The 20980-nt window shown below is 60.9% G+C and carries 21 protein-coding genes and 1 tRNA gene; 11 read left to right on the forward strand and 11 right to left on the reverse strand.

What is annotated here, in order from left to right:
* Window positions 1–66: 66 nt before the first annotated feature.
* From ACR0DO_RS14540 to ACR0DO_RS14555, 4 genes are all read left to right on the forward strand, one after another.
* On the forward strand, window positions 67–2274 hold the full coding sequence (locus tag ACR0DO_RS14540; protein ID WP_480559727.1) for a HEAT repeat domain-containing protein: 2208 nt from the start codon (window positions 67–69) through the stop codon (window positions 2272–2274).
* Window positions 2275–2289: 15 nt separating this feature from the next.
* Window positions 2290–2775, forward strand: coding sequence for a plastocyanin/azurin family copper-binding protein (locus tag ACR0DO_RS14545; protein ID WP_480559729.1), 486 nt, complete (start codon window positions 2290–2292; stop codon window positions 2773–2775).
* Entirely contained in the window at window positions 2768–4012 is a 1245-nt protein-coding gene (locus ACR0DO_RS14550; protein WP_480559731.1) for a molybdopterin molybdotransferase MoeA, read from the forward strand. The genes ACR0DO_RS14545 and ACR0DO_RS14550 overlap by 8 nt, the downstream gene beginning before the upstream one ends.
* A 95-nt stretch (window positions 4013–4107) precedes the next feature.
* Window positions 4108–4833, forward strand: a complete 726-nt coding sequence (locus tag ACR0DO_RS14555; protein WP_480559733.1) for a response regulator — start codon at window positions 4108–4110, stop codon at window positions 4831–4833.
* On the opposite strand, the gene ACR0DO_RS14560 is transcribed toward ACR0DO_RS14555, so the two are convergent.
* From ACR0DO_RS14560 to ACR0DO_RS14570, 3 genes are all read right to left on the reverse strand, one after another.
* Complete coding sequence (locus ACR0DO_RS14560) at window positions 4830–5348, reverse strand: N-acetyltransferase family protein (RefSeq protein WP_480559734.1); 519 nt, start codon at window positions 5346–5348, stop codon at window positions 4830–4832. The two genes, ACR0DO_RS14555 and ACR0DO_RS14560, sit on opposite strands and share 4 nt — an antisense overlap.
* The gene (locus tag ACR0DO_RS14565; RefSeq protein ID WP_170674299.1) at window positions 5345–5899 is read right to left on the reverse strand and encodes a helix-turn-helix transcriptional regulator; all 555 of its coding nucleotides are present in this window, start codon (window positions 5897–5899) and stop codon (window positions 5345–5347) included. Before ACR0DO_RS14565 ends, ACR0DO_RS14560 begins: the two co-directional genes overlap by 4 nt.
* Window positions 5900–6018: 119 nt before the next feature.
* Window positions 6019–7035: a Fe(3+) ABC transporter substrate-binding protein gene (locus ACR0DO_RS14570; RefSeq protein ID WP_480559736.1), complete on the reverse strand. Its 1017-nt coding sequence runs from the start codon at window positions 7033–7035 to the stop codon at window positions 6019–6021.
* A 408-nt stretch (window positions 7036–7443) separates the two neighbouring features.
* Here ACR0DO_RS14570 and ACR0DO_RS14575 point away from each other — a divergent pair, with 408 nt between their 5' ends.
* Both ACR0DO_RS14575 and ACR0DO_RS14580 read left to right on the forward strand, forming a co-directional pair.
* On the forward strand, window positions 7444–7719 hold the full coding sequence (locus ACR0DO_RS14575; RefSeq protein ID WP_480559738.1) for a hypothetical protein: 276 nt from the start codon (window positions 7444–7446) through the stop codon (window positions 7717–7719).
* Window positions 7720–7795: 76 nt separating this feature from the next.
* Window positions 7796–8044 (forward strand): hypothetical protein, encoded by a 249-nt coding sequence (locus tag ACR0DO_RS14580; RefSeq protein WP_170447246.1) that lies wholly within the window; start codon window positions 7796–7798, stop codon window positions 8042–8044.
* A gap of 59 nt (window positions 8045–8103) precedes the next feature.
* On the opposite strand, the gene ACR0DO_RS14585 is transcribed toward ACR0DO_RS14580, so the two are convergent.
* From ACR0DO_RS14585 to ACR0DO_RS14595, 3 genes are all read right to left on the reverse strand, one after another.
* Window positions 8104–8499: a hypothetical protein gene (locus ACR0DO_RS14585; RefSeq protein WP_480559740.1), complete on the reverse strand. Its 396-nt coding sequence runs from the start codon at window positions 8497–8499 to the stop codon at window positions 8104–8106.
* 619 nt (window positions 8500–9118) lie between these two features.
* Window positions 9119–9244: a type B 50S ribosomal protein L36 gene (gene ykgO / locus ACR0DO_RS14590; protein ID WP_008755722.1), complete on the reverse strand. Its 126-nt coding sequence runs from the start codon at window positions 9242–9244 to the stop codon at window positions 9119–9121.
* Window positions 9245–9334: 90 nt separating this feature from the next.
* Window positions 9335–9409 (reverse strand) — tRNA-Val (locus ACR0DO_RS14595).
* Window positions 9410–9559: 150 nt separating this feature from the next.
* Between ACR0DO_RS14595 and ACR0DO_RS14600 the strand changes: the two genes are divergently transcribed.
* Window positions 9560–10420 (forward strand): N-formylglutamate amidohydrolase, encoded by an 861-nt coding sequence (locus tag ACR0DO_RS14600; RefSeq protein ID WP_480559742.1) that lies wholly within the window; start codon window positions 9560–9562, stop codon window positions 10418–10420.
* 2 nt (window positions 10421–10422) lie between these two features.
* Here the strand turns inward: ACR0DO_RS14600 and ACR0DO_RS14605 are convergent, their stop codons facing one another.
* Together ACR0DO_RS14605 and pyrF are read right to left on the reverse strand one after the other, a co-directional pair.
* Window positions 10423–11676, reverse strand: coding sequence for a DNA polymerase IV (locus tag ACR0DO_RS14605; RefSeq protein WP_480559744.1), 1254 nt, complete (start codon window positions 11674–11676; stop codon window positions 10423–10425).
* A 359-nt stretch (window positions 11677–12035) separates the two neighbouring features.
* Entirely contained in the window at window positions 12036–12752 is a 717-nt protein-coding gene (gene pyrF / locus ACR0DO_RS14610; RefSeq protein WP_480559746.1) for an orotidine-5'-phosphate decarboxylase, read from the reverse strand.
* Window positions 12753–12904: 152 nt separating this feature from the next.
* On the opposite strand from pyrF, the gene ACR0DO_RS14615 reads away from it, so the two are divergent.
* Together ACR0DO_RS14615 and clpB are read left to right on the forward strand one after the other, a co-directional pair.
* Window positions 12905–13225, forward strand: coding sequence for a hypothetical protein (locus ACR0DO_RS14615; RefSeq protein WP_480559748.1), 321 nt, complete (start codon window positions 12905–12907; stop codon window positions 13223–13225).
* 126 nt (window positions 13226–13351) lie between these two features.
* A complete protein-coding gene (gene clpB / locus ACR0DO_RS14620; RefSeq protein WP_480559749.1) occupies window positions 13352–15970 on the forward strand; it encodes an ATP-dependent chaperone ClpB in 2619 nt (872 codons plus the stop codon).
* A 46-nt stretch (window positions 15971–16016) separates the two neighbouring features.
* Here clpB and ACR0DO_RS14625 read toward each other — a convergent pair whose 3' ends face one another.
* From ACR0DO_RS14625 to ACR0DO_RS14635, 3 genes are all read right to left on the reverse strand, one after another.
* A complete protein-coding gene (locus ACR0DO_RS14625; RefSeq protein WP_480559751.1) occupies window positions 16017–16940 on the reverse strand; it encodes an alpha/beta hydrolase in 924 nt (307 codons plus the stop codon).
* A gap of 57 nt (window positions 16941–16997) precedes the next feature.
* Complete coding sequence (locus ACR0DO_RS14630; protein ID WP_480559753.1) at window positions 16998–17813, reverse strand: cyclase family protein; 816 nt, start codon at window positions 17811–17813, stop codon at window positions 16998–17000.
* A gap of 155 nt (window positions 17814–17968) precedes the next feature.
* Window positions 17969–18907: a hypothetical protein gene (locus ACR0DO_RS14635; protein WP_480559755.1), complete on the reverse strand. Its 939-nt coding sequence runs from the start codon at window positions 18905–18907 to the stop codon at window positions 17969–17971.
* 270 nt (window positions 18908–19177) lie between these two features.
* Between ACR0DO_RS14635 and msrP the strand changes: the two genes are divergently transcribed.
* Complete coding sequence (msrP, locus tag ACR0DO_RS14640; RefSeq protein WP_170674283.1) at window positions 19178–20080, forward strand: protein-methionine-sulfoxide reductase catalytic subunit MsrP; 903 nt, start codon at window positions 19178–19180, stop codon at window positions 20078–20080.
* 4 nt (window positions 20081–20084) lie between these two features.
* A complete protein-coding gene (gene msrQ, locus ACR0DO_RS14645) occupies window positions 20085–20699 on the forward strand; it encodes a protein-methionine-sulfoxide reductase heme-binding subunit MsrQ (protein WP_480559757.1) in 615 nt (204 codons plus the stop codon).
* Window positions 20700–20980: the final 281 nt, after the last annotated feature.

Consider the following 20980-nt stretch of genomic DNA (forward strand, 5'->3'; position numbering starts at 1 on the left):
TTCGGTTGGGAAACCTGTCTTCCACTTTCACCCAACCTGTCCCAACGCAAACATGGCAGACCCGATATGACACTGAAATCTGATACCGCCCTGCGCGATGAGGCCGCTGGCCTGTTTTCCGAATATGCGAAATCCGACTATGACGTGATCCGCCTGCGCGCCATTCAGGCCCTGACCGCCATTGGTGCCGCCAACAGCCCCGCACTGGTCGAGGCGCTGCTGGACGATGACGAAGATGTCCGCCAGGACGCGGCGCAGGCGCTGGGCGCGCTGGGCGTGCAGGACGCAGCACCACAACTGCTGGAAAACCTGATCCACGACCCTTGCGGCGAGGTCAAACTGGCCTGCGTCACCGCTCTGGCCGAGTTGAAATCCGAAGACGCCGCGCCCTATCTGCGCACACTGGTCACCGGGCGCGGCGAGGACATCACATGGGATGAAGACGAGCTGCACCAGGACGAATGGGACGACTGGCTGGATACCCAGATTGCCGCCATCAAGGCGCTGGGTCGCATGGGCGACGCGGCCGCGATTGAACCCATCGTCATGGCCCTGATGGACGAAGACGGTCAGGAACTGGGCGATGTGGCGTGTGAGGCGCTGGGCCGGATCGGCCAGCCCGCCGTGCCGACGCTGGGCGTATTCACCCAATCTTCGAACCGCCGCCTGCGTCACCGCGCTCTGCGCACGCTGGCCACCATCGGAGGACCCGAGGCCGAAGCCATCCTGCGCAAAGCCACCACCGAGAAGGACGGCGCCGTGCGCCTGATCGCCTATGAGGCCTTGATGCCCGGCGATCCCGCGCTGGTCGAACAGGCCCTGACGGATGCGGTCGAGGATATCCGCATCGCAGCGCTGAACCAGTCCGGCTTTTCCGAACCCGAACTACTGGACCGCATGATGCGCGACCCCGGTGCCAAGGTGCAACTGGCGCTGCTTGACCGGCTGGACCGCGACACGCCGATCGCGGACCAAGAAGACCTGCGCTGGCAGGTGCTGGATTTCCTCGCCACCGGTCAACAGCCTGAGGTCTCGGCGCAGGCGCTGGGCCTGCTGGCGGCGCTGGCTCCGGAATTGGTGGCCGATCGGCTGAACGCGCTGTTTTCGGTCGATGCCGATGACCTCAAGGCCGAGCGCATCCAATGGGCTATCGTCGACGCACTGGCGACCTCTCCCCTGCGCGAGGCGGCGGAATGGCTGCAGCGCGCCTGCCGCGCGCCCTTCCGGTCGGTGCGGCTCAAGGCCGTCGCGTCGCTGGCGATGATCGTCACCGACGCCGACCGTCCGCATGTGAACCAGCAGCAGGGCCGCGAATTGCTGCTGTCCTTCGCGCTGGCCCCCATGCCCATGGCCGCCGAGGAAACCCCCGAAGAAGAGGCCCCGCAAACCGATATCGCCGCGCTGGAAGAGGCCGGTCTGGACGTCTCCGAAGGCGGCGAGAATGGCCCGACCTCAAGCCTCGGCGCGATCCTCGGTCACGACGCCATCGCGGCAGAAATGACGCAGGAGGCGCAAGAGGATGAGGTGCAACCCCTGACCCCCCGCGAACAGGCGCTGCTGGCCAAGGCCACCCGTCATCCCAAACGCCGCCGTGTCGCGCTGGACGACAATGCCGAAGCGCTGGAGCGGGAAACCCGCCTCTCCGCCATCCGCCTGCTGGGCGAGGTGCCGGGGATGCAGATCATGCTGGCCCAGATTGCACAGGACCCCGAGACCGAGATCGCGCAACAGGGCTTCTCGGCACTGGCCGCCGCAGTCACCCGCAACGGTGTGGAACTGGAGCACGACCAACTGGTGGACCTGATCACCAAGGGCCTGTCGCACACCGACTCAAGCCTCTCGCTGCAGGCGCTGAAACTGCTGCAACAGGCTGATCTGCCGCCGCAGGACAGCCTGCGCGGCAAGCTGCGGGCGATGGTGAAGACCGGCGATACCGCCTTCCGCATCGACGCCATGCAGATCCTCACCCGTTGGGATGGCACACCCGATGTGGCGCGTAGCCTGTTGGACGATGTTTCGGCCCCCGTGCGGCAGGCAGCGATGCGTCTGTTGTCGGAAACCGCGCCCGATCAGGCCGGTGCCGCCATCGTGCCCTTCCTGATGGCCAACCCCGAGCAGCGAATCGTGACCTATGTCAATGACAGCGCGCCTGCGGTGGTGTCCATTGGCCGCCAATTGCTGACCGAACTGCGCGACGAAGACCGCCGCGCGCAATGGCCGGTGATGATCAGTGCATTGGCCGACCTGCTGGGGACCGACTCCCGGGCGGCGTGAACCCCGGAGGGACAGATGAACATATCGCTGAAACTGACTGCGGCGATCCTGGCGGGGGCCATGGCCTTTGGCCCCGCCGCACAGGCCGAGGACATTCCCGAGGTCGCGGTGGTGCACCAGATCATCGACCTGAACGCCGACACTCCGGCCCACGCCTTCCGGTTTGAACCCAAGTTCCTGCACGTCCCCGCCGGGTCCACCGTGCGCTTCAAGGGCTCGACCGGGCGGCATACCGTGACCGCCATCACCCGCATGATCCCCGTCGGTGCCCGCAGCTTTGAGATTCGCGGCAAGCCCGAGATGGACCTGACCTTCGAGAAAGAGGGCGTCTATGGCATCCGCTGCCGTGTGCATGGCCGACACGGCATGGTCATGCTGCTGGTGGTGGGCGACCCCAGTTCGAACCTCGAAGAGGCCAAGGCCTATCTGCCCAAGCTGGGTGAGGCCGAGCAGGCCGGTTTCGAAGAACTCTTCGCCTATATGGAGGCCCAAAATGGCTGATGGATGCGCCTGCGACCGCCACGCCCATATGTACCTGACCGTTGACGACGCGCTGCGGCGTGGGCTGTCCGTTTCTGACCCCCTCACGGACACCGAAACGCTGCCGCTGGCGCAGGCCATCGGTCGGGTATTGGCCGAGGATTGCACCAGCAAGGTCGATATGCCCGCCTTCAACAATTCTGCTATGGACGGCTACGTGCTCCGAACCGCCGATCTGGGCGAGGGGCCTTTGTTCGAACTGCCCGTTACCGGGCGCATCGCAGCCGGGGACAGCGGCGCGCATGATGCGCCCCAAGGCAGCGCCCTGCGCATCTTCACCGGCGCGCCGGTGCCGCCCGAATTCGATGCGGTGTTGATGCAGGAAGACTGTGAGGCAACCCCCGACCGCATCCGGTTCAGCCGCCGCCCCAAACCCGGCCAGCACATCCGCCGCGCAGGCGAGGACCTGAAAGCGGGCGCGCCCATCCTGCGGCGTGGTTGCGAGATCACCGCGCGCGAAGCCGCCGCGCTGGCCTCGTCGGGATACGCAGAAGTCAAAGTCTACCGCAAGCTCAAGGTCACCATCTTCTCGACGGGCAGCGAGCTGCGCCAGCCCGGTGAGGCGCTGGGCCCCGGTCAGATTTACAACTCGAACCGTTACATGCTGCGGGCGTTGCTGGACAAGCCGTGGATCGCCCTGACCGACCGTGGCCCGGTCGAGGACAAGCCGGCGCTGCTGGAACAGGTCCTGCGTGAGGCCTGCGAAACCTCGGACCTGATCATCACAACCGGCGGTGTATCGGTCGGTGATGAAGACCACATGCCGCGCCTGTTTGCCGAAATCGGTGGCCAGACCGATGTGATGAAGGTGGCAATGAAGCCGGGTAAACCGATCATGTTCGGCCGCCGGGGCAATGCGCTTTATGTCGGGCTGCCGGGCAATCCGGTCTCGGCTTATGTGACATGGCAGATCATCGGGTCGCATATGATGGCGCGCCGGGCCGGTCTGCACCACGCTCCGCATGCGTCGGAACAGGCGGTTCTGGCTGAACCGCTGGAGCGACGCGCCGGACGTCAGGAATACCGGCCCGTCGTGATCGAGGGTACATCGCCCGATGGCACCCCCCGGCTGCGCCTGATGGCACCGTCCTATAGCGGCCGGGTTGCGTTGCTGGCGCAGGCGGATGGCCTGGCCATCATCCCGGCTGAAACCGAGGCGCTGCCGCAGGGCCATGGGCTGCAGTTTCTGCGGTTCTGACCGCGATGAACAGGCCAGCCACATTCTTGCAACAGCCGGGCGGCAGCGGCTACAACGGTTCTGCGCCAGCTCAACACGCCCGCCTGGACTCGATTATGGTTAAAGAACATATCCTTGTCGTCGATGATGACCCGCAGATCACTTCGTTTCTGCAGCGCTACCTTGAAAAACAGGGGTGCCGGGTCAGCTGTGCCGCAGACGGCAATGCGATGGACGCGATTCTGGAGAAATCCGAGATCGATCTGGTCCTGCTGGATATCGGCCTGCCCGGGCGCAACGGGTTCGACATCACGCGCGAGTTGCGGGTGAGTTCCGACATTCCGATTATCGTTCTGTCCGGCCGGGATGAGATCTTTGACCGGGTCGTCGGGTTGGAGTTCGGGGCCGATGACTACATCACCAAACCGTTTGAGGCGCGCGAGGTGCTGGCCCGCATCCGCACCGTTCTGCGCCGCGCCCGCCCCGAAGAGAAAGGCGCCAATGGAACCGAGACGTCTCAGGTCAAGTTCGGCGATTGGGTGCTGAACGTGAATGAACGCACCCTGATGGCAACCGGAGCGTCCGAGGCCACGCCTCTGACGACCACGGAATTCGATGTGCTGCTGGCTTTTGTGACGAACCCGCACATGGTGTTCTCACGCGATCAGTTGCTGGACAAGGCGCGCGGGCGCGAGACCATTGTGGGTGACCGAACCATAGACGTGCATGTGGCAAGGCTGCGCAAGAAGATCGAGCCCGACCCCGCCGCGCCGACCTTTATCAAGACGGTGCATGGCATCGGTTATTGTTTTGCCGCCAATGTGCGCAAAAGTTCGGCCTAGCTGAGGTCCTTGAACATGTATGTCGTAGGCTCCAACCGGTTTTCGAACGGGTTGCGGCAATAGTTCGGAACCTCTCCGGCGATCTGAAACCCCAGGTTTTGATACAGGATGCGCGACGGGTCAGAGCTGCGCGTATCCAGCACCAGCAGCGTCCGGCCCAGTTGGATGGCGCGGTCTTGCAGCGCGGCCATCAAAGCACGCCCCACCCCCCGGCGCCGGGCCTTTGGGTGCACCAGCAGCTTGGCCACATCGGCGCGATGCGGCTGGTTGGGCATCGCCGCCGGGATCAACTGCACCGTGCCCAGCACACACCCGCCGTCGCGGGCAACGAACAGGTCCAGCGCGCCGGTCTGCAGGTCCGGCCGCACCCGGTTCTGCCAATAGGCGCGGGCCTGATCCGGCGGGAAGGGGTGGATGAACCCGATGCTTGCACCATCCTGCACGCAGGCGTGCAGGATGTCCGTCAGATCGTCCAGGGCACCGTCAAAACCGCTGTTGTCCAGACGTACGATCATATCAGCACCAGCAGATACCGCGCCCCGCGGGCGGGTGTGGTTTCGAACCGGGTCGGGCCGGACAGATGATAGCGCAGGCAATCGCCGCCATTCAGGTCATGCGCGACCCCGTCCACCGTAAGCGTCAGGGCGCCGTCCAGCATGATCAGGTGATGTTCCTGCCCGGGCTTGGGCGGCGTGTCATAGGTAATCACCGTGCCGGGCGGCAGATGGCCTTCCAGAACCTCGGCGCTGAGACCGGTGGCCGGCGGAGACACCGAGCGGCGGGTAAACCCGGTTTCGGGATCGCACCATTCCGGTTGCCGCTCGAAGGGTACGCGCGGGTCGAAACTGTCCTCGACCATCATCAGCAGGCGGGACATCGGCAGGCCATAGGCCGCACACAACCGCCCCAGTGTTTCCGCGGTGGGGCTGACATCCCCCTTCTCCATCCGCGAGAGGGTGGCGCGGCTGACACCGCTGCGCTCGGCCAATTGGTCCAGCGACCAACCATGACCCCGGCGAAGTTCGTTCAGGCGGTTGGCAAGGCGGTTTGAAAGATCGTCTAGCATAGCTCAGATGTGGGAACGTCGTTCACTTTTGGGATTATTGATTAAAAATAAATGCTGCACAACAAGAAAGGGCGCAGAAACCTCTGCGCCCTGTCCTTTGATTTGGACTTTTGTCCGGATCAGTTCCAGCCAACTTCGTTGAAGATTTTCTGCGCCTCGGGCAGGTTCTTGGCGACCTCGGACAGGTTCACCTCATCGGCCTTGAACTCACCGAGTGCCTTGACCGAGTCCACAAGTTCCACGCCTTCGACCGCCGGGAATTCGTCATTGCCCGCCGAGAAGTATTTCTGGGCCGTGTCGCTGGCCAGGTATTCCAGGAACAGGATCGCGTTTTCCTTGTTCGGAGCGTTCTCGGCCACACCCGCGCCCGACAGGTTCATATGCGCGCCGGTGCTGTCCTGGTTGGGGAAGACCCAGCCAATCGAGTCGATGTCAGCGGACACGCCTTTGACGTCTTTGCGGATGGCGCGGGCAAAGTAATAGGTGTTCGACACGGCGATATCGCACTCACCCGAAACGATGCCGCGCAGCTGGTCGGTGTCGCCACCCTGCGGATCGCGCGCCATATTGGCGACGATGCCCTCGGCCCAAGCCTTGGCGGCCTCGGGGCCTTCGTGGGTGATGATCGAGGCCAGCAGGGTCTGGTTATAGGTGTTGCTGGACGACCGGATGCAGATCAGGCCCTTGTATTCCGGCTTGGCCAGATCGGCATAGGTGGCTGGCGGATTGGCCACGTTTTCCTTGTCGAAAAAGATGATGCGGCCGCGCTGGGAAAAGCCGAACCACTCATTATCGGTGTCCTGCAGGTTGGCGGGGATACGCTCTTCCAGAACGGCGCTGTCGACCGATTGCAGGATGCCCGCATTCTTGGCGCGCGCCAGACGCGAGGTGTCGACGGTCAGCAGGATATCGGCGGGCGAGTTCGCCCCTTCGGCTTCCATCCGGGCGATCAGCTCATCGGCCTTGCCCTCGATGCGGTTGATGGTGATGCCGGTCGCCTTTTCGAAATCACCGTACAGGTTTTCGTCGGTGTCGTAGTGGCGCGAGGAATAGAGGTTCAGTTCCCCCTCGGCAGCGGCAGAGGTTGCAATCAGGGCCGTCAGGGCGGCGGCAACGCAGGTAGAGGATTTCAGCATCATGTCTCCCAACTTTGAAAGCTGTGGCAGAATATTTCTGACTGAAACGGTCAATGATACGATTCCGAGGGGGATGCAAGGAAATCCGACAAAATTAGTTGGTCAAATGGTCGCTGTCTGGTGGCGCCAAGTGCGCGAACCGCTTGAGGGTTGGGTTGGTAGCGGCTGCCACAAGCGCGTTCCGTGAAAGCCTGCCATGTGTATAAGGGTATCCAGAAGAGACCCAAGAGCGCCAACGCGGTTTTGGTCCAGGGTTTGTATTTACCAAGACACGTAAACTTTATGGTAAATCCGCGCGACCCCGGGTTTCAGACATAAATTCGTCACATTCATTTACAAGGGATACTATATGTAGTGGGTTGGTAACGTCGGGTGTTGGGCGTTCAACGAGTAAGAAAGTGTTGTGAAGTGAGTATCGAGTTTTTTGTTCCGGCCCGTGCAGCGTCAGGCGCTTCGTATTCGCAGGGGCTTGATCAAGGCCGCACCGGATTGCAGGCCGCTTTGAACCTTGCGGGCAAAAGCTTACCTTCGGATCTTGCGAATGAGCTTTCCCCTGAGTTGAACTTTTCCGATCAGGCCAACAAAGCACCTCTGTTGGCAGGCTGGATATCCCAACGCACAACCGAGTCAAAAGACACGTCCCTCGTGCGGGTATCTGATGTTGCAGTAATACGGGTGGGTTGACCCGCAATCGACCGTCTCCGATCGTGCGAGCGGGGAGTAAATAAACGAGTGTTTGAGAGTAAATAGGGTAACGATCATGAAAAACCTTCTGGCAATTGCGCTAACCATCCTTCCCGGCCTGAGCTGGTCGATGACGGAAGAGCAGGACATTGCAAATTGGAAAACCGCATGTGCAACTGCAGGCGGCGAACACTTTGTAGACTTTATTCGCGCAGGTAACGCAGAGCGGACGCCGCATGTGATTTATGTTTGTGAGCGTGCAAACGGGACGCAGGCTGTCAGAATTGTCCCTGCGGTACCGTTGCTCACAACGCCCAGAGGCTAAGTCCTGATCGAAGACCGGAGGAGGCGCTGCAATACAATACGGCCCCGCGGTTTTGCGGCTTATTCAACTGGAGCTGACCGCCCGGACGCCAGCGCAATTTGTTTCAGCCCGCAAGCTCCGAAAAGAGCGGCGCCGAACATTTCACAGGTTTCCTCGGCGAGAGTCACGTAGCGTCCATTTTCCATTTCATGAAACCATATGAAGGCCGCGATCATCTCGAGCCCAAGCGCGCCGCCCAGATAGACGGCTACAGCAAGGATGAGATACCGCCGTTGTGCGGGGTCCATGCCGTAGGCCACAAAACGAAAACCAAGCAGCATTAGTATGACGACATCTGAAATGCCGTAGACGACCCATTCCCACGCAAAGAACCCGGTGCCGTCAAAATTCCTGGTGAAATACGCGCCAACCGGTTCGTGTACCTGGGCCGCGTCGTCAAAGGCTGCGAAGAACATGATTGCCGCAAAGCCAAGCCAATGCCACCGGTCCTTGGCAGCAAAAGCCTGAGTTGCCGCCAGAAAATAAAGATGCTCGAAACAACGAGGAGCGTGAAGTTTACAAATGTTGGCACGTTCGCTTTTTCACCGACCCAAAAGATCTCGAAAGCAAGCCGCCCAAATTAGCTATCGGTGTTCGATAAAATTTGAGCAAGAGCCGCCAGCGCCGCAGTTGGAAGAATAGCTGCGGCTGAATAAATCAAGTATCGGTTAGAGGTTGGCAAAAAAGATACGTGAAACATGTCTACATTAATTCTTATCTCAAATTCTTTAACTCACCCCACCAAGCTTAGAAGCAGAGTTTTGGCTGTATAGTGAGTGGCGGCATAAGGTGAGTGCCAAGTTGATATTGGCCTCAAAACGAAATCAATATTTCTCAATGACCTCTATTGTCCCCGAAGTGCTGACAATTGCGACTCGATCGCTTGGGCGAAGTACCCCGATCTTTGGCGCGATAGGTGGGCCAGCTATCGGAGCGGCAAGTTTGGCTGCGTCCGTCATGGCCGCAAGACAGATGTCGCCACAAAAAAAAACCGCACCCGAAGGCGCGGTTTCTTTAAACGGCTATGTGCAGTTCTCAGCCCTGACGAGCTTTGAACTTGCGCTGCGTCTTGTTGATCACGTAGACGCGGCCTTTGCGACGCACAATCCGGCAGTCGCGGTGCCGGTTCTTGAGCGAGCGGAGCGAGTTCTTGACCTTCATTGGTCTGTCTCCAATCTGCGGCGCCTTCATCAAAGACGTGGCCAGCGCCTGGGTTAGCGGGTGTCCCGGACCCCCGGAACAGCGAAACGATGGTGGGCGGTACAAGGATCGAACTTGTGACCCCTTCGATGTCAACGAAGTGCTCTACCGCTGAGCTAACCGCCCACTTAAACCTTTGCGTTGCCCTGCCCCATAACGAAATGGGGCGCGGAACCCCGCGCCGGTAGCGGGGTCTATAAAAGGAGTCGCAAAGGGGTTCAAGGGGTTTGGTAGAACTATTTTCCGGTCTATGTTGAAACCGAACAAGGAGTCATCATGCAGAATACGCCCTATGTATTGGATATGCCCGCCAGCCGCACGTCCTGCGTGGTGTTTTCCTCTCCGCATAGTGGTCGGAACTATCCTGAATCGATGCTCAATCGCACGATCCTGAGCGAGAATGTGATTCGATCCTCGGAAGATGCCTTTGTGGATCAGCTGTTTTCCGCAGCGGCCGATTTTGGCGCGCCGATGATCTCGGCGGTGATGCCGCGCGCTTATCTGGACCTGAACCGCAGCGCCGAGGAGCTGGACCCGGCGCTGATTCAGGGTGCGCGCCGGTCCGGGCATAACCCGCGTGTGGCCTCGGGGCTGGGGGTGATTCCCCGCGTGGTTGCCAACGGGCGTGCGATTTACCGCGGTAAGCTGACGATGGATGAGGCCCGCCTGCGCATCGACACCTGCTGGCGGCCCTATCATGCCCGCATCAAATCCCTGCTGGCCGAATCGCATGATGCGTTCGGGCAGGCGATCCTGGTCGATTGTCATTCGATGCCGCATGAAGCCGTTGCCATGGTCAGCAACCCAAGAACCAGACGACCGGATGTGGTGCTGGGTGACAGGTTCGGGGCGTCGGCTTCGGTTGAAGTGGTGGACCGGATCGAAGCGGCTTTTGTTGCCGCCGGGCTGAGCGTGGCGCGCAACACGCCTTTTGCCGGGGCATACGTGACCCAGACCTATGGCCGCCCCACCCGTGATCAGCACGCGGTGCAGATCGAGATCGACCGGGCGCTGTATATGGATGAGGCCCGAATCGAGCCGAATGAGAACTTTGCCGCGTTTCAGGAGATATTGCGCGAGGTCATCCGGGACATCGCCGGTATCGGCGAGGGTTCTCTGCGTCTGGCCGCCGAGTGACCTCAGCGCAGGGCCCGGCCCTTCACAATCGCATCGCTGCCGAAACGACGCCGGATTTCATCGGTGGCGCGCTCGGCCTGTGATCTCTGGGTGGCGCCGGGGTCCAGCAGGTCTCCGGAGATGTCTGCCTGATCCTCGGGGCACAGATCGGACAGGCCAACACCCAGCAGGCGGTAGGGGCCTTGACCCCCGACCTGATCGAACAGCCCTCGGGCGGTGCGATAGATTCGGTCGGCGATCTGCGTCGCGTCGCGCAGGGACACGCGGCGGGTAATGATCTTGTGATTGGCGCGTTTTAGTTTCAGCGTGACGACCCGCCCGGCCAGCGCCTTGGCCTTGGCGCGGTCGGCAACCTTTTCCGACATGCGCCACAAGTGACCGTCCAGAATGTCCAGGCTGGCGGTGTCCTCAAAAAACGTGGTCTCGTTGCTGATCGACTTCATCGGCTCGTGGGACGATACGCGCCGTTTGTCCTGCCCGCGGGCCAGATGCCAAAGCCGGTATCCCATCGACCCGAACCGTGCGGTCAGCGCCTCCTGATCCCAGCGCAGCAGGTCGGAAAAGCTGCGGATACCGGCGCGGTCCAGAGACTCCTGTGCGGCCGGGCCAATGCCCCAAATCAGCCGCACCGGCTTGTCATACAGGAAATCCGCCGTTTCCGCCTGACCGATCACCGAAAACCCGCGCGGCTTGTCCAGATCCGAGGCCACCTTGGCCAGAAACTTGTTGTGCGACAGCCCGATCGAGCCGGTCACGCCCAGCTCATCCTTCATCCGCTTCACCAGCCGTGCCAGCATCACGGCAGGTGGCGCACCGTGCAGGCGTTGCGTGCCGGACAGGTCCATGAAGGCCTCGTCCAGCGACAGCGGCTCGACCACCGGGGTCAGCTCATCCATCATCTTGCGGATCTCGCGCGAGACCTCGGCATAGACCGACATGCGCGGCTTGATCACCACCGCCTCGGGGCACAGTTGCAGGGCCTTGAACATCGGCATGGCCGATCGGACACCGCGAATGCGGGCGACGTAGCAGGCGGTGGACACAACGCCCCGCTTGCCGCCGCCAATGATCACCGGCTTGTCGGTCAGCTCCGGATTGTCGCGTTTCTCGACCGAGGCATAAAAGGCGTCACAATCCATATGTGCGATGGACAGGTCGAACAGTTCCGGATGTGCCTTTACCCGCGGGCTGCCGCAGGCAGGGCAGCGCCGTTCATCGGTCAAAGTGGTCAGGCAATCTCGGCAGAGACCGGGCATGTAATGTTCCCGCCTTCCGTGCGATCCAGTCAGCGGCTTACTTATACCAGCCCCGGCTGCGGCGCAAAGTGCCGGCGGGTGCAAAGGTCACAACGCTGTCCTAAAGAAGACCCCCCGCAAATTGGCGGGGGGAGGTGACGGACCTCAGGAAGAGATGGTCCGCGGGGAGTATCACAGCCCCAGAATCGCGCAAAACCACCGATTTCGATAGGACCCAGGTCACAGAAGGAAATCTCGAGTTTTTCATGTGTGTTTTTAGGCACAGGGACGATTTGGCGCGGATCAACGGGAAAGTGACGCAAGGTCAACTGGTTGGCGGCGCTTTTGGGCGCAAGAATCCGCCGATCTGGCGGGGTGCCTCAGTGCTGTGTCAAGGAATTTAACTCATCAAGAACCGCTTGCGCCGCCGCTTTCGGGTCCTCTGCCTGATAGATCGGGCGTCCGACAACGATGTGATCTGCACCGTCGCCAATGGCGCTGGCCGGGGTTGCGACGCGTTTCTGATCACCCAAAGCGGCGCCTGCGGGGCGGACGCCGGGGGTGACGATCAGGCGGCCGTCGGCCTGCGGCAGGGCGCGGATCAGGGCGGCCTCTTGCGGGCTGGCGATGACGCCATCGGCCCCGGCCTCAAGCGCGCGGGCCGCACGTTCGACCACCAGATCCTGCACGTCGCCCTGTTTCAGCAGGCTGGCATCCAGATCGTCGCGGTTCAGCGAGGTCAGGATGGTCACTGCGAGAATCTTAAGGTCTTTACCCGATGCGCCCTCTTTCGCGGCGCGCACCACATGCGGGTCGCCATGCACAGTCAGGAAATCCAGATCGAACTGCGCCAACCCCCGCACGGCGTTTTCCACCGTATTGCCGATATCGAACAGCTTCATGTCCAGAAAGATGCGCTTGCCGTGGTCCTGCTTGAGCTCATTGGCCAGGGCCAGCCCGCCTCCGGTCAGCATTCCCAGCCCGATCTTGTAAAAGGATACCGCATCGCCCAGCCGCTCGGCCATGGCCAGCCCTTGCAGGGCGTTCGGGACATCAAGGGCAACAATCAGGCGGTCATCGGACGCGGGAACGGTCATGGGGCGGGCTCCTTTTTGGCAAACGTCTGCGTCCTAACGGGTTCGGGCGCGTCTGTCCATGCGGGACCGAAGGGAGACGGGAATCAAGCCGCATAAACCGGACTGTGCTATGGTACCGGTCATTCAGATGCGTATTTCAGATGGGGGGGAATATGAAAGCACGGATTGGAGTGGGGCTTGTTCTGGTTTTGACGGCCTGTCAGGACATGCCGCTTGAGACCGAGGCAGCGGACACGCTCGTGGTATCGCCGACAAATGATGATCTGCGTCTTGTACGCGGCTACCGGTCCACAGATGACGATTGTCAGCTGACCGGTGAAACCGCCTTTACCATAGATTTTCTGGATGATGCGGCGGACCTTGTATCCTGCCCGACCGGCAGTGATGCGGCACAGTCTCTGGTTGAGATGTATGGGGCGCGGCCAGTGGCGAATACCGGGGGTTACACGGTCTATTCGGTACCTCGACGATAAGCCCGGATTCTATGGTTTAGCCTCTTGAACAGACAAAGATATTTCCCAGATTGAATATGAGGCCCAGACCAGCACGTGCCGCCAAGCGGGCGTAGACATCCTGGGCGCTTAGAGAAGGAGACCACTATGGACTTGAACAAGTTCACCGAGCGGGCACGGGGATTCGTGCAGGCGGCGCAGACCATTGCGCTGCGCGAGGGGCACCAGAGGCTGGAGCCCACACATATATTGAAAGCATTGATGGATGACGATCAGGGGCTGGCCAGCAATCTGATCACACGCGCGGGCGGCGCGCCCAGCCGCGTGGTCGAGGCGCTGGATGCCGCTATGGCCAAGATACCGAAGGTCAGCGGTGACGCAAGCCAGGTGTATCTGGATGGCCAGACCGCCAAGGTTCTGGACGAGGCGCAGAAGATCGCCACCAAGGCGGGCGACAGCTTTGTGCCGGTTGAACGCGTGCTGATGACGCTGTGCATGGTGAAATCCAAGGCCAAGGATGCGTTGGAGGCCGGTGCCGTTTCCGCCCAGAAACTGAACGAAGCCATCAACGACATCCGCAAGGGTCGCACCGCTGACAGCGCGAGCGCCGAGGAAGGTTATGACGCGCTCAAGAAATACGCGCGCGACCTGACCGAGGCGGCAGCCGAAGGCAAGATCGACCCGATCATCGGACGCGATGAGGAAATCCGCCGCTCGATGCAGGTGCTGTCGCGCCGGACCAAGAACAACCCGGTTCTGATCGGGGAACCCGGCGTCGGTAAAACCGCGATTGCCGAGGGCATGGCCCTGCGCATCGTCAACGGTGACGTGCCGGAATCGCTGAAAGACAAAAAGCTGCTTGCGCTGGATATGGGTGCCCTGATCGCTGGTGCGAAATACCGTGGTGAATTCGAAGAACGCCTCAAAGCCGTTCTGACCGAAGTCACCGAGGCCGCTGGTGAGATCATCCTGTTCATTGACGAGATGCACACGCTGGTTGGTGCCGGTAAATCCGACGGCGCGATGGATGCCGCCAACCTGATCAAGCCTGCGCTTGCCCGGGGTGAGCTGCATTGTATCGGTGCAACCACGCTGGATGAGTATCGCAAATACGTCGAAAAAGACGCGGCCCTTGCGCGCCGGTTCCAGCCCGTAGTGGTGGCCGAACCGACGGTCGAGGACACGATCAGCATCCTGCGCGGCATCAAGGAAAAGTATGAGCTGCACCACGGCGTGCGGATTTCGGACTCGGCGCTGGTGTCGGCGGCGACCCTGTCGCATCGCTATATCACCGACCGCTTCCTGCCCGACAAAGCCATCGACCTTGTGGATGAGGCCGCGTCGCGGTTGCGGATGGAGGTGGATTCCAAGCCCGAGGAACTCGATCAGTTGGACCGTCAGATCCTGCAGATGCAGATCGAGGAAGAAGCGCTGAAGCTGGAAGATGATGCGGCGTCCAAGGATCGTCTGGAAACCTTGCAAAAGGATCTGGCTGATCTGCAGGAGCAATCCGCCGAGATGACCGCCCAATGGCAGGCAGAACGCGACAAGCTTGCGGGCGCGCGCGATCTGAAAGAACAGCTCGACAAGGCGCGGGCCGATCTGGAGATCGCCAAGCGTGAGGGCAATCTGGCGAAAGCCGGTGAGCTGTCCTACGGCGTCATCCCTGAGCTTGAGAAAAAGCTGACCGAGGCCGAAAACGCCGAAAGCAACGCCATGATGGCCGAGGAAACGGTGCGTCCGGAACAGATCGCCAGCGTTGTCGAACGCTGGACGGGTATCCCGACCTCGAAAATGCTGGAAGGCGAGCGTGAGAAACTGCTGCGCATGGAAGACGAGCTGCATTCCCGCGTGATCGGTCAGGATGCGGCGGTGACGGCTGTGGCCAACGCGGTGCGCCGTGCGCGGGCAGGTTTGAATGACGAGAACCGCCCGCTGGGTTCGTTCCTGTTCCTCGGGCCCACCGGCGTCGGTAAAACCGAGCTGACCAAGGCCGTGGCGAACTTCCTGTTCGACGACGACAACGCGATGGTGCGCATCGATATGTCCGAGTTCATGGAGAAACACGCGGTTGCCCGTCTGATCGGCGCCCCTCCGGGCTATGTCGGCTATGACGAAGGCGGTGTGTTGACCGAAGCCGTGCGGCGCAGGCCCTATCAGGTTGTGCTGTTTGACGAGGTCGAAAAGGCGCACCCGGATGTGTTCAACGTGCTGTTGCAGGTTCTGGATGATGGCGTTCTGACCGATGGTCAGGGCCGCACCGTGGATTTCAAACAGACGCTCATCATCCTGACGTCGAACCTCGGGTCTCAGGCGCTCAGCCAACTGCCAGAAGGGGCCGACAGCGCACAGGCGCGGCGAGACGTGATGGACGCGGTCCGGGCGCATTTCCGGCCCGAGTTCCTGAACCGTCTGGACGAGACCATCATCTTTGACCGGCTCAAGCGGGCCGATATGGATGGCATCGTCGATATTCAGATGGCACGTCTGCAAAAACGTCTGGCCGCCCGCAAGATCGAGCTTGCACTGGATGATGGTGCCAAGGAATGGCTGGCCAACGAAGGCTATGACCCGGTCTTTGGGGCCCGTCCGCTGAAACGCGTGATCCAGCGCGCCCTGCAGAACCCTCTGGCCGAGGCGCTGCTGGGGGGTGAGATCAAGGACGGCGAGACCGTTCCCGTCACCGCCGGGGCCGAGGGGTTAATCATCGGTGATCGGCTGGGGACGTCGGAACGTCCCCGCCCGGATGATGCCGTCGTGCACTAACGAACATCTGAAAACGAAAAAGACCCGCCATCTCGGCGGGTCTTTTTTATTCCCCGGCAAAGTGCCGGTTCAGGAATCCGGCGATTTCCGTCAGGGACGCATCGGCCTCGGGGATATCCGGGTAGAACTCGAAGACATGCCACATGCCCTCCCAAATGCGCAGGGTGCAGACCGCGCCCGCCTCGCGCAGGAGGTGGTCCAGACGCACGCAACCGCTCAGCAGGTGATCGCGGGTTCCGCTGGTCACGAAGACGGGCGGAAAATCGGCGTCGAACGGACCGTAGATCGGTGAGATGTCAGGGTGCGTCGGGTCGGCGTTCCGGGGCACGTAGCAGGACCGGAAAAACTCGATTTCCGACTGGTTGAGGAACGGGTCGCGGTCAGCCCGTCCGCTGTCTCCGGGGTTGAGTACATCGACAAACGGCGACAGCAGGGCCAGCGCCTTTGGCTGCGGTCCATGAGATGCACGCAGGCGGTGAAGCGCCGCCAGTGCCAGATTGCCGCCAGCGGATTCTCCGCACAGGCAAGCGCCCGGCGTTTCATCCAGAACCGAAGAGATCACCGCAGTACAGGCATCAAGCGCGGCCGGGTAAGGGTGTTCCGGGGCCAGCGGGTAGTGGGGTGCAATCACCACAGCCCCGGTTTTCGCAGCGAGCGAGGCGGAAATCGGCAGGTCCTCGAACGGGCTGCCCAAGGTGAAGCCGCCGCCGAACAGATAGACAAGTTTGCGGCCCGCGTGCGGCTCTGGCGGCGTGATGACCATGCAGTGCACGCCTGCGATGATCCGTTCGGACAGGGTGACGCCGGTTTTTTCAATCACCAAAGCGCACCCCTGTTCGCTTTCCTTGCGCAACATGGCCCGAATGTCGTCCAGAGGCTGGCTCAGATCGCGGCTCGGGGCCTGGGCGGCAAGGGCCTCGGCCTCGGGGCTGATCAGGCCAAAGGTGGGGGAGGGATGGTCTTTGGTCATGGTGTTGGTTTGAGAGGGGGCAAAAGACCCGCCTGCAAAGGCGGGTCAGAAACGGCCTTATATCAGTGCAAATATCCGCGCCGGACCGCCCGTACCGCCGACATGTTTGGACGCGCCGATGACCAGCGTGGCACCGGCGGCCGGCACCCGGTTCAGACCGGCCATGTTTTCGATCCCGAAGCGGCCGGATGGCAGCCACGCATAATGCGTGGCGAAATCCTTTGAAATGCCGTGGTCCAGCGACAGCGTGTCCGACGCGATCGACCGCGCGCCGGTTTCCTCCATCAGCATCTGCGCGGCCTCGACGTGGAAACCGGGGTAATGCTGTGCTTCACCGTCAAATCCGCGATAGGCATCGCTGTCGACCTTGGCGGCCCAGCCGGAATAGAGCGCAACGCACGCACCGTCCGGAATATCGCCATTGGCCGAGATCCACGCCTTCAGGTCATCTGGTGTCAGCAGCGTGTCTGCGTCCTCGGCTGCGCGCGCCGCGATGTCCACGACACAGAGCGGTGCCACCAGATCCGAGATCGGGATTTCGTCCACCGAGGCCCCGTCTGCCGAGAAATGCAAAGGTGCATCAATATGCGTGCCGGTGTGTTCGTTCACCACCATCCGCAGCATGTTGACACCGTGGTCCGCGATGTTGAAAATCTGTTCGGTCGCGTATCCCGGCTCTCCGAAAAAGGTTGGGAAGTCGGGGCTGATTACGTGGGTCATGTCCTCGACCCCGCCATGACCTGCGGCCAGCGCCGAGGGCGCGGCGGTTCCGGTTGCGGCGGCGGCTACGCCAGTGGCAGCGGCTGCTTTGAAGAACCCCCGCCGCGACAGCATCCGGTCCTTGACGGCGTTCATTACGCAAATGTCACACATTCGTCTTCTCCCTCTGAGGGTCTTCAACTGTTGGGATGGGCAGGCCATCCGCTTTTCGTCTTCAGTACCTGGGGATCAGCCTGCGTTTTTGTCGCATGCGTTGTAAAGCCCGGGATGGCCGCAACCCTGCCGGTAAATGCGCGCGCAGGACGGGTTCAGTAATGGCCTGTCTGGCGGCTTTTGCGCAGGGCGCGCAGGTCATCCGCGCTCATCCGTGGGGTGTCTTCGGGATCATTTTTGGGCTTTTGATTGGCCTCGATTACCTCAGCCAGCTTCGGAGCCGTGTCGCGCAAACGCAGATACCCCAGTACGCCACCAGCACATTGCAGGCTGAAAGCCCATGTCCCGATCAGCATGTAGAGTACGAACAGGCCAAGCAGCGACCAGAGAGGCCGGATCGAGGCCATGCCCTTGGTCATGTCTTCAAGCTCCTGCAGCTCAGCCTGCAAGGACCCGAAATAATCCATGGCGATCATCAGCGCGATCAGAAGTGCGTGCAGGACGAACATCCCGACATAGCTGAAGATCGTCAGCGCAAACAGCGGGCCGAACGACGCCCGAAAATGCCGGAAGGGGGTATAGTGCATACCGTCCGGGTCCCGCCCGATCGAGGCGGATGTGATCGGCACAAGCAGGCTGGCCCGGATCGAGCACACCGACAGAAAGACCGCAAGCAGCCCCAGCAGCCCCGGAAGGGCCCAGGTCGGGTCGACATATTCAAGCGCCAGCTCGGCGACTTCGCTCTGTTGCAGAATGTCGGGTGAAATCACGAAAAGTGATGCCGCAACGATCACGCCAATAATAAGCGTCACGCTTACGCCCTCGACGGCACCATAGATCACCGCAGGGGTGAACAGACCCTTGATGCCTGTGCTGGGCTTCACGCCTTTGACCTGCAACCCCATCCTTGTCCCAAGCAGGGTCGGAACGACGCTGGAAGAGGCCATGATCAAAAAGGTCACAATGAACGCAAATGGCGGGAAGATGAGGCCTAGCAAAAACCCGACCAGGGCGCCGACCAGGTTATAGAGGGTCAAACCGATCAGCATGACCGGCAGGACAACGGCCAGACGCCAGCAAATGGACAGGGACAAAGGGAAGGCTTTGGCAAACAGCACTGAAATAATCTCTGATCGGTATTCGTTTATATGTCGACGTATCGAAGCCGCGCAGGCTGTGCCAGTTCTTTTCAGAAGGGATTGTCAAATGCAGGGCGGCAATGTGTCATTTTGGAATCGCCGCGACGGGCTGCGGTGTCTGATACGTTACAATCTCGTCTCTCAATCGTGACGCCTGTTTCCTTGGCTCTGTGCTATCAGCGGATTACCTCACTCTCTGAGGATATTTGACGACTGGAGACATATATGGCGCATCGCTGGACCAATACACTGACACAGGCCGACGTCACCCCGCGGGCGGCGTTTCTGAACCGGCGCCAGGTCATGGCCGGGCTGGCGGGTGTCGGGCTGGCAGGGATGACGCGGGGGGCTGCTGCGCAGGAGGCACTGGAGCCGAACACCTGGGAAGAGATCACCTCGTACAACAACTTTTATGAGTTCGGGACCCGCAAGGAAGATCCGGCCAAATATGCCGGTGCCCTGACCACCGAACCATGGAGCGTCAAGATCGACGGGCTGGTCGACAACCCCGGCGATTACGATTTCAGGGATATCATGTCCGAGATGACGGTCGAGGAGCGCATCTATCGATTCCGCTGTGTCGAGGCCTGGTCGATGGTGATCCCGTGGAACGGGTTCGAGCTGGCCGATCTGCTGAACATGGCAGGTGTGCAGGACAGCGCCAAATACGTGGCCTTTGAAACCGCCCTGATACCCGATGAGATGCCGGGCGTGCAGTATCCGATTCTGGACTGGCCCTATCGCGAAGGCCTGCGTCTGGATGAGGCGATGCACCCGCTGACGATCATGGCCACCGGTATCTACGGCCGTCCGATCCCGAACCAGAACGGCGCGCCTCTGCGTTTGGTGGTGCCATGGAAATACGGCTTCAAGTCGATCAAGTCGATTGTGCGGATCACCCTGACGGATGTCGAACCGCCCACCAGCTGGAACATGTCCAACCCGCGCGAATATGGCTTTTATAGTAATGTGAACCCGAACGTGGATCATCCGCGCTGGTCGCAGGCCTCGGAACGTCAGATTGGTGGTGGCCTTTTTGCCAAGCGGATCCCGACCCTGATGTATAATGGGTATGAGAAAGAGGTCGCAGGCCTGTACGAAGGTATGGATCTGTCGGAATACTATTAAACCCATGCAGCGGTTGAATCAGATATTGCGCCGCATCCCCGTCTGGGCGGTATATCTGCTGGGGGTGCTTCCGGCCCCGTGGCTGTTCTATCAGGCCCTGACCGGCGGTTTGGGCGTTGAGCCGATCGAGGCGCTGGAACACCGGTACGGAGAGTTGGCGCTGCAGTTGTTGATTGCCGTGCTGGCGATTTCCCCGCTGCGGCGATTGCTTGGGCTGAACCTGCTGAAATTTCGCCGTGCCCTTGGTGTGCTGACATTTACCTATGTCGGTCTGCATCTGTTGGTGTGGCTGGTTCTGGATGTGCAGGTGCCCAGCCAAATCTGGGCCGATATTCTCAAACGTCCCTATATAACGGTTGGCATGGCCGCGTTTGTCCTGATGTTGCCGCTGGCGGTGACGTCCAACAATCTGTCTGTGCGCAAGCTGGGCTCCCGATGGCGCAGCCTACAGCGGCTGGTCTTCCCGGCGGCAGTGTTGGGAGGGGTGCACTATGTCATGCTGGCCAAGGGATTTCAGATCGAGCCGCTGGTCTATTTGTCCCTGATCGTTGGCCTGTTGCTGCTGCGTCTTCCGTTTGCCGGCCTGCTGACTCGGCCGCGTGAGGCCGATTCCGCCTGACTCGTCGCCGAGTCTGTGGGTAACCCTGTGCAAAAGCCGGGATTCGGGGTGGGGCCTGTACGGGAATGCGTGGTTGGCTCAATCTGAAACAATTCAACATATTGTTTTGTTTGATAAAAAATCGATTTTGCGGTTTTTTGCTAGTTTCTCGATTTTTCTGCTTGCGGAGGTGTGTGGTTATACTTAGAACCCCCTTCACCGGCGCTGCTGAGGCGGTGCTGACGGGTCGGAGAGACGGCCTGACGGACTGGAAAGACGGTTGAGACGCATCGGAGAGACGG

The organism is Ruegeria sp. AM9, assembly GCF_056540565.1.

Coding starts and splice junctions, on each gene's coding strand:
- ACR0DO_RS14540 (WP_480559727.1), top strand. CDS start 67: ATGACACTGAAATCTGATACCGCCCTGCGCGATGAGGCCGCTGGCCTG.
- ACR0DO_RS14545 (WP_480559729.1), top strand. CDS start 2,290: ATGAACATATCGCTGAAACTGACTGCGGCGATCCTGGCGGGGGCCATG.
- ACR0DO_RS14550 (WP_480559731.1), top strand. CDS start 2,768: ATGGCTGATGGATGCGCCTGCGACCGCCACGCCCATATGTACCTGACC.
- ACR0DO_RS14555 (WP_480559733.1), top strand. CDS start 4,108: ATGGTTAAAGAACATATCCTTGTCGTCGATGATGACCCGCAGATCACT.
- ACR0DO_RS14560 (WP_480559734.1), bottom strand. CDS start 5,348: ATGATCGTACGTCTGGACAACAGCGGTTTTGACGGTGCCCTGGACGAT.
- ACR0DO_RS14565 (WP_170674299.1), bottom strand. CDS start 5,899: ATGCTAGACGATCTTTCAAACCGCCTTGCCAACCGCCTGAACGAACTT.
- ACR0DO_RS14570 (WP_480559736.1), bottom strand. CDS start 7,035: ATGCTGAAATCCTCTACCTGCGTTGCCGCCGCCCTGACGGCCCTGATT.
- ACR0DO_RS14580 (WP_170447246.1), top strand. CDS start 7,796: ATGAAAAACCTTCTGGCAATTGCGCTAACCATCCTTCCCGGCCTGAGC.
- ACR0DO_RS14585 (WP_480559740.1), bottom strand. CDS start 8,499: ATGTTCTTCGCAGCCTTTGACGACGCGGCCCAGGTACACGAACCGGTT.
- ykgO (WP_008755722.1), bottom strand. CDS start 9,244: ATGAAGGTCAAGAACTCGCTCCGCTCGCTCAAGAACCGGCACCGCGAC.
- ACR0DO_RS14600 (WP_480559742.1), top strand. CDS start 9,560: ATGCAGAATACGCCCTATGTATTGGATATGCCCGCCAGCCGCACGTCC.
- ACR0DO_RS14605 (WP_480559744.1), bottom strand. CDS start 11,676: ATGCCCGGTCTCTGCCGAGATTGCCTGACCACTTTGACCGATGAACGG.
- pyrF (WP_480559746.1), bottom strand. CDS start 12,752: ATGACCGTTCCCGCGTCCGATGACCGCCTGATTGTTGCCCTTGATGTC.
- ACR0DO_RS14615 (WP_480559748.1), top strand. CDS start 12,905: ATGAAAGCACGGATTGGAGTGGGGCTTGTTCTGGTTTTGACGGCCTGT.
- clpB (WP_480559749.1), top strand. CDS start 13,352: ATGGACTTGAACAAGTTCACCGAGCGGGCACGGGGATTCGTGCAGGCG.
- ACR0DO_RS14625 (WP_480559751.1), bottom strand. CDS start 16,940: ATGACCAAAGACCATCCCTCCCCCACCTTTGGCCTGATCAGCCCCGAG.
- ACR0DO_RS14630 (WP_480559753.1), bottom strand. CDS start 17,813: ATGTGTGACATTTGCGTAATGAACGCCGTCAAGGACCGGATGCTGTCG.
- msrP (WP_170674283.1), top strand. CDS start 19,178: ATGGCGCATCGCTGGACCAATACACTGACACAGGCCGACGTCACCCCG.
- msrQ (WP_480559757.1), top strand. CDS start 20,085: ATGCAGCGGTTGAATCAGATATTGCGCCGCATCCCCGTCTGGGCGGTA.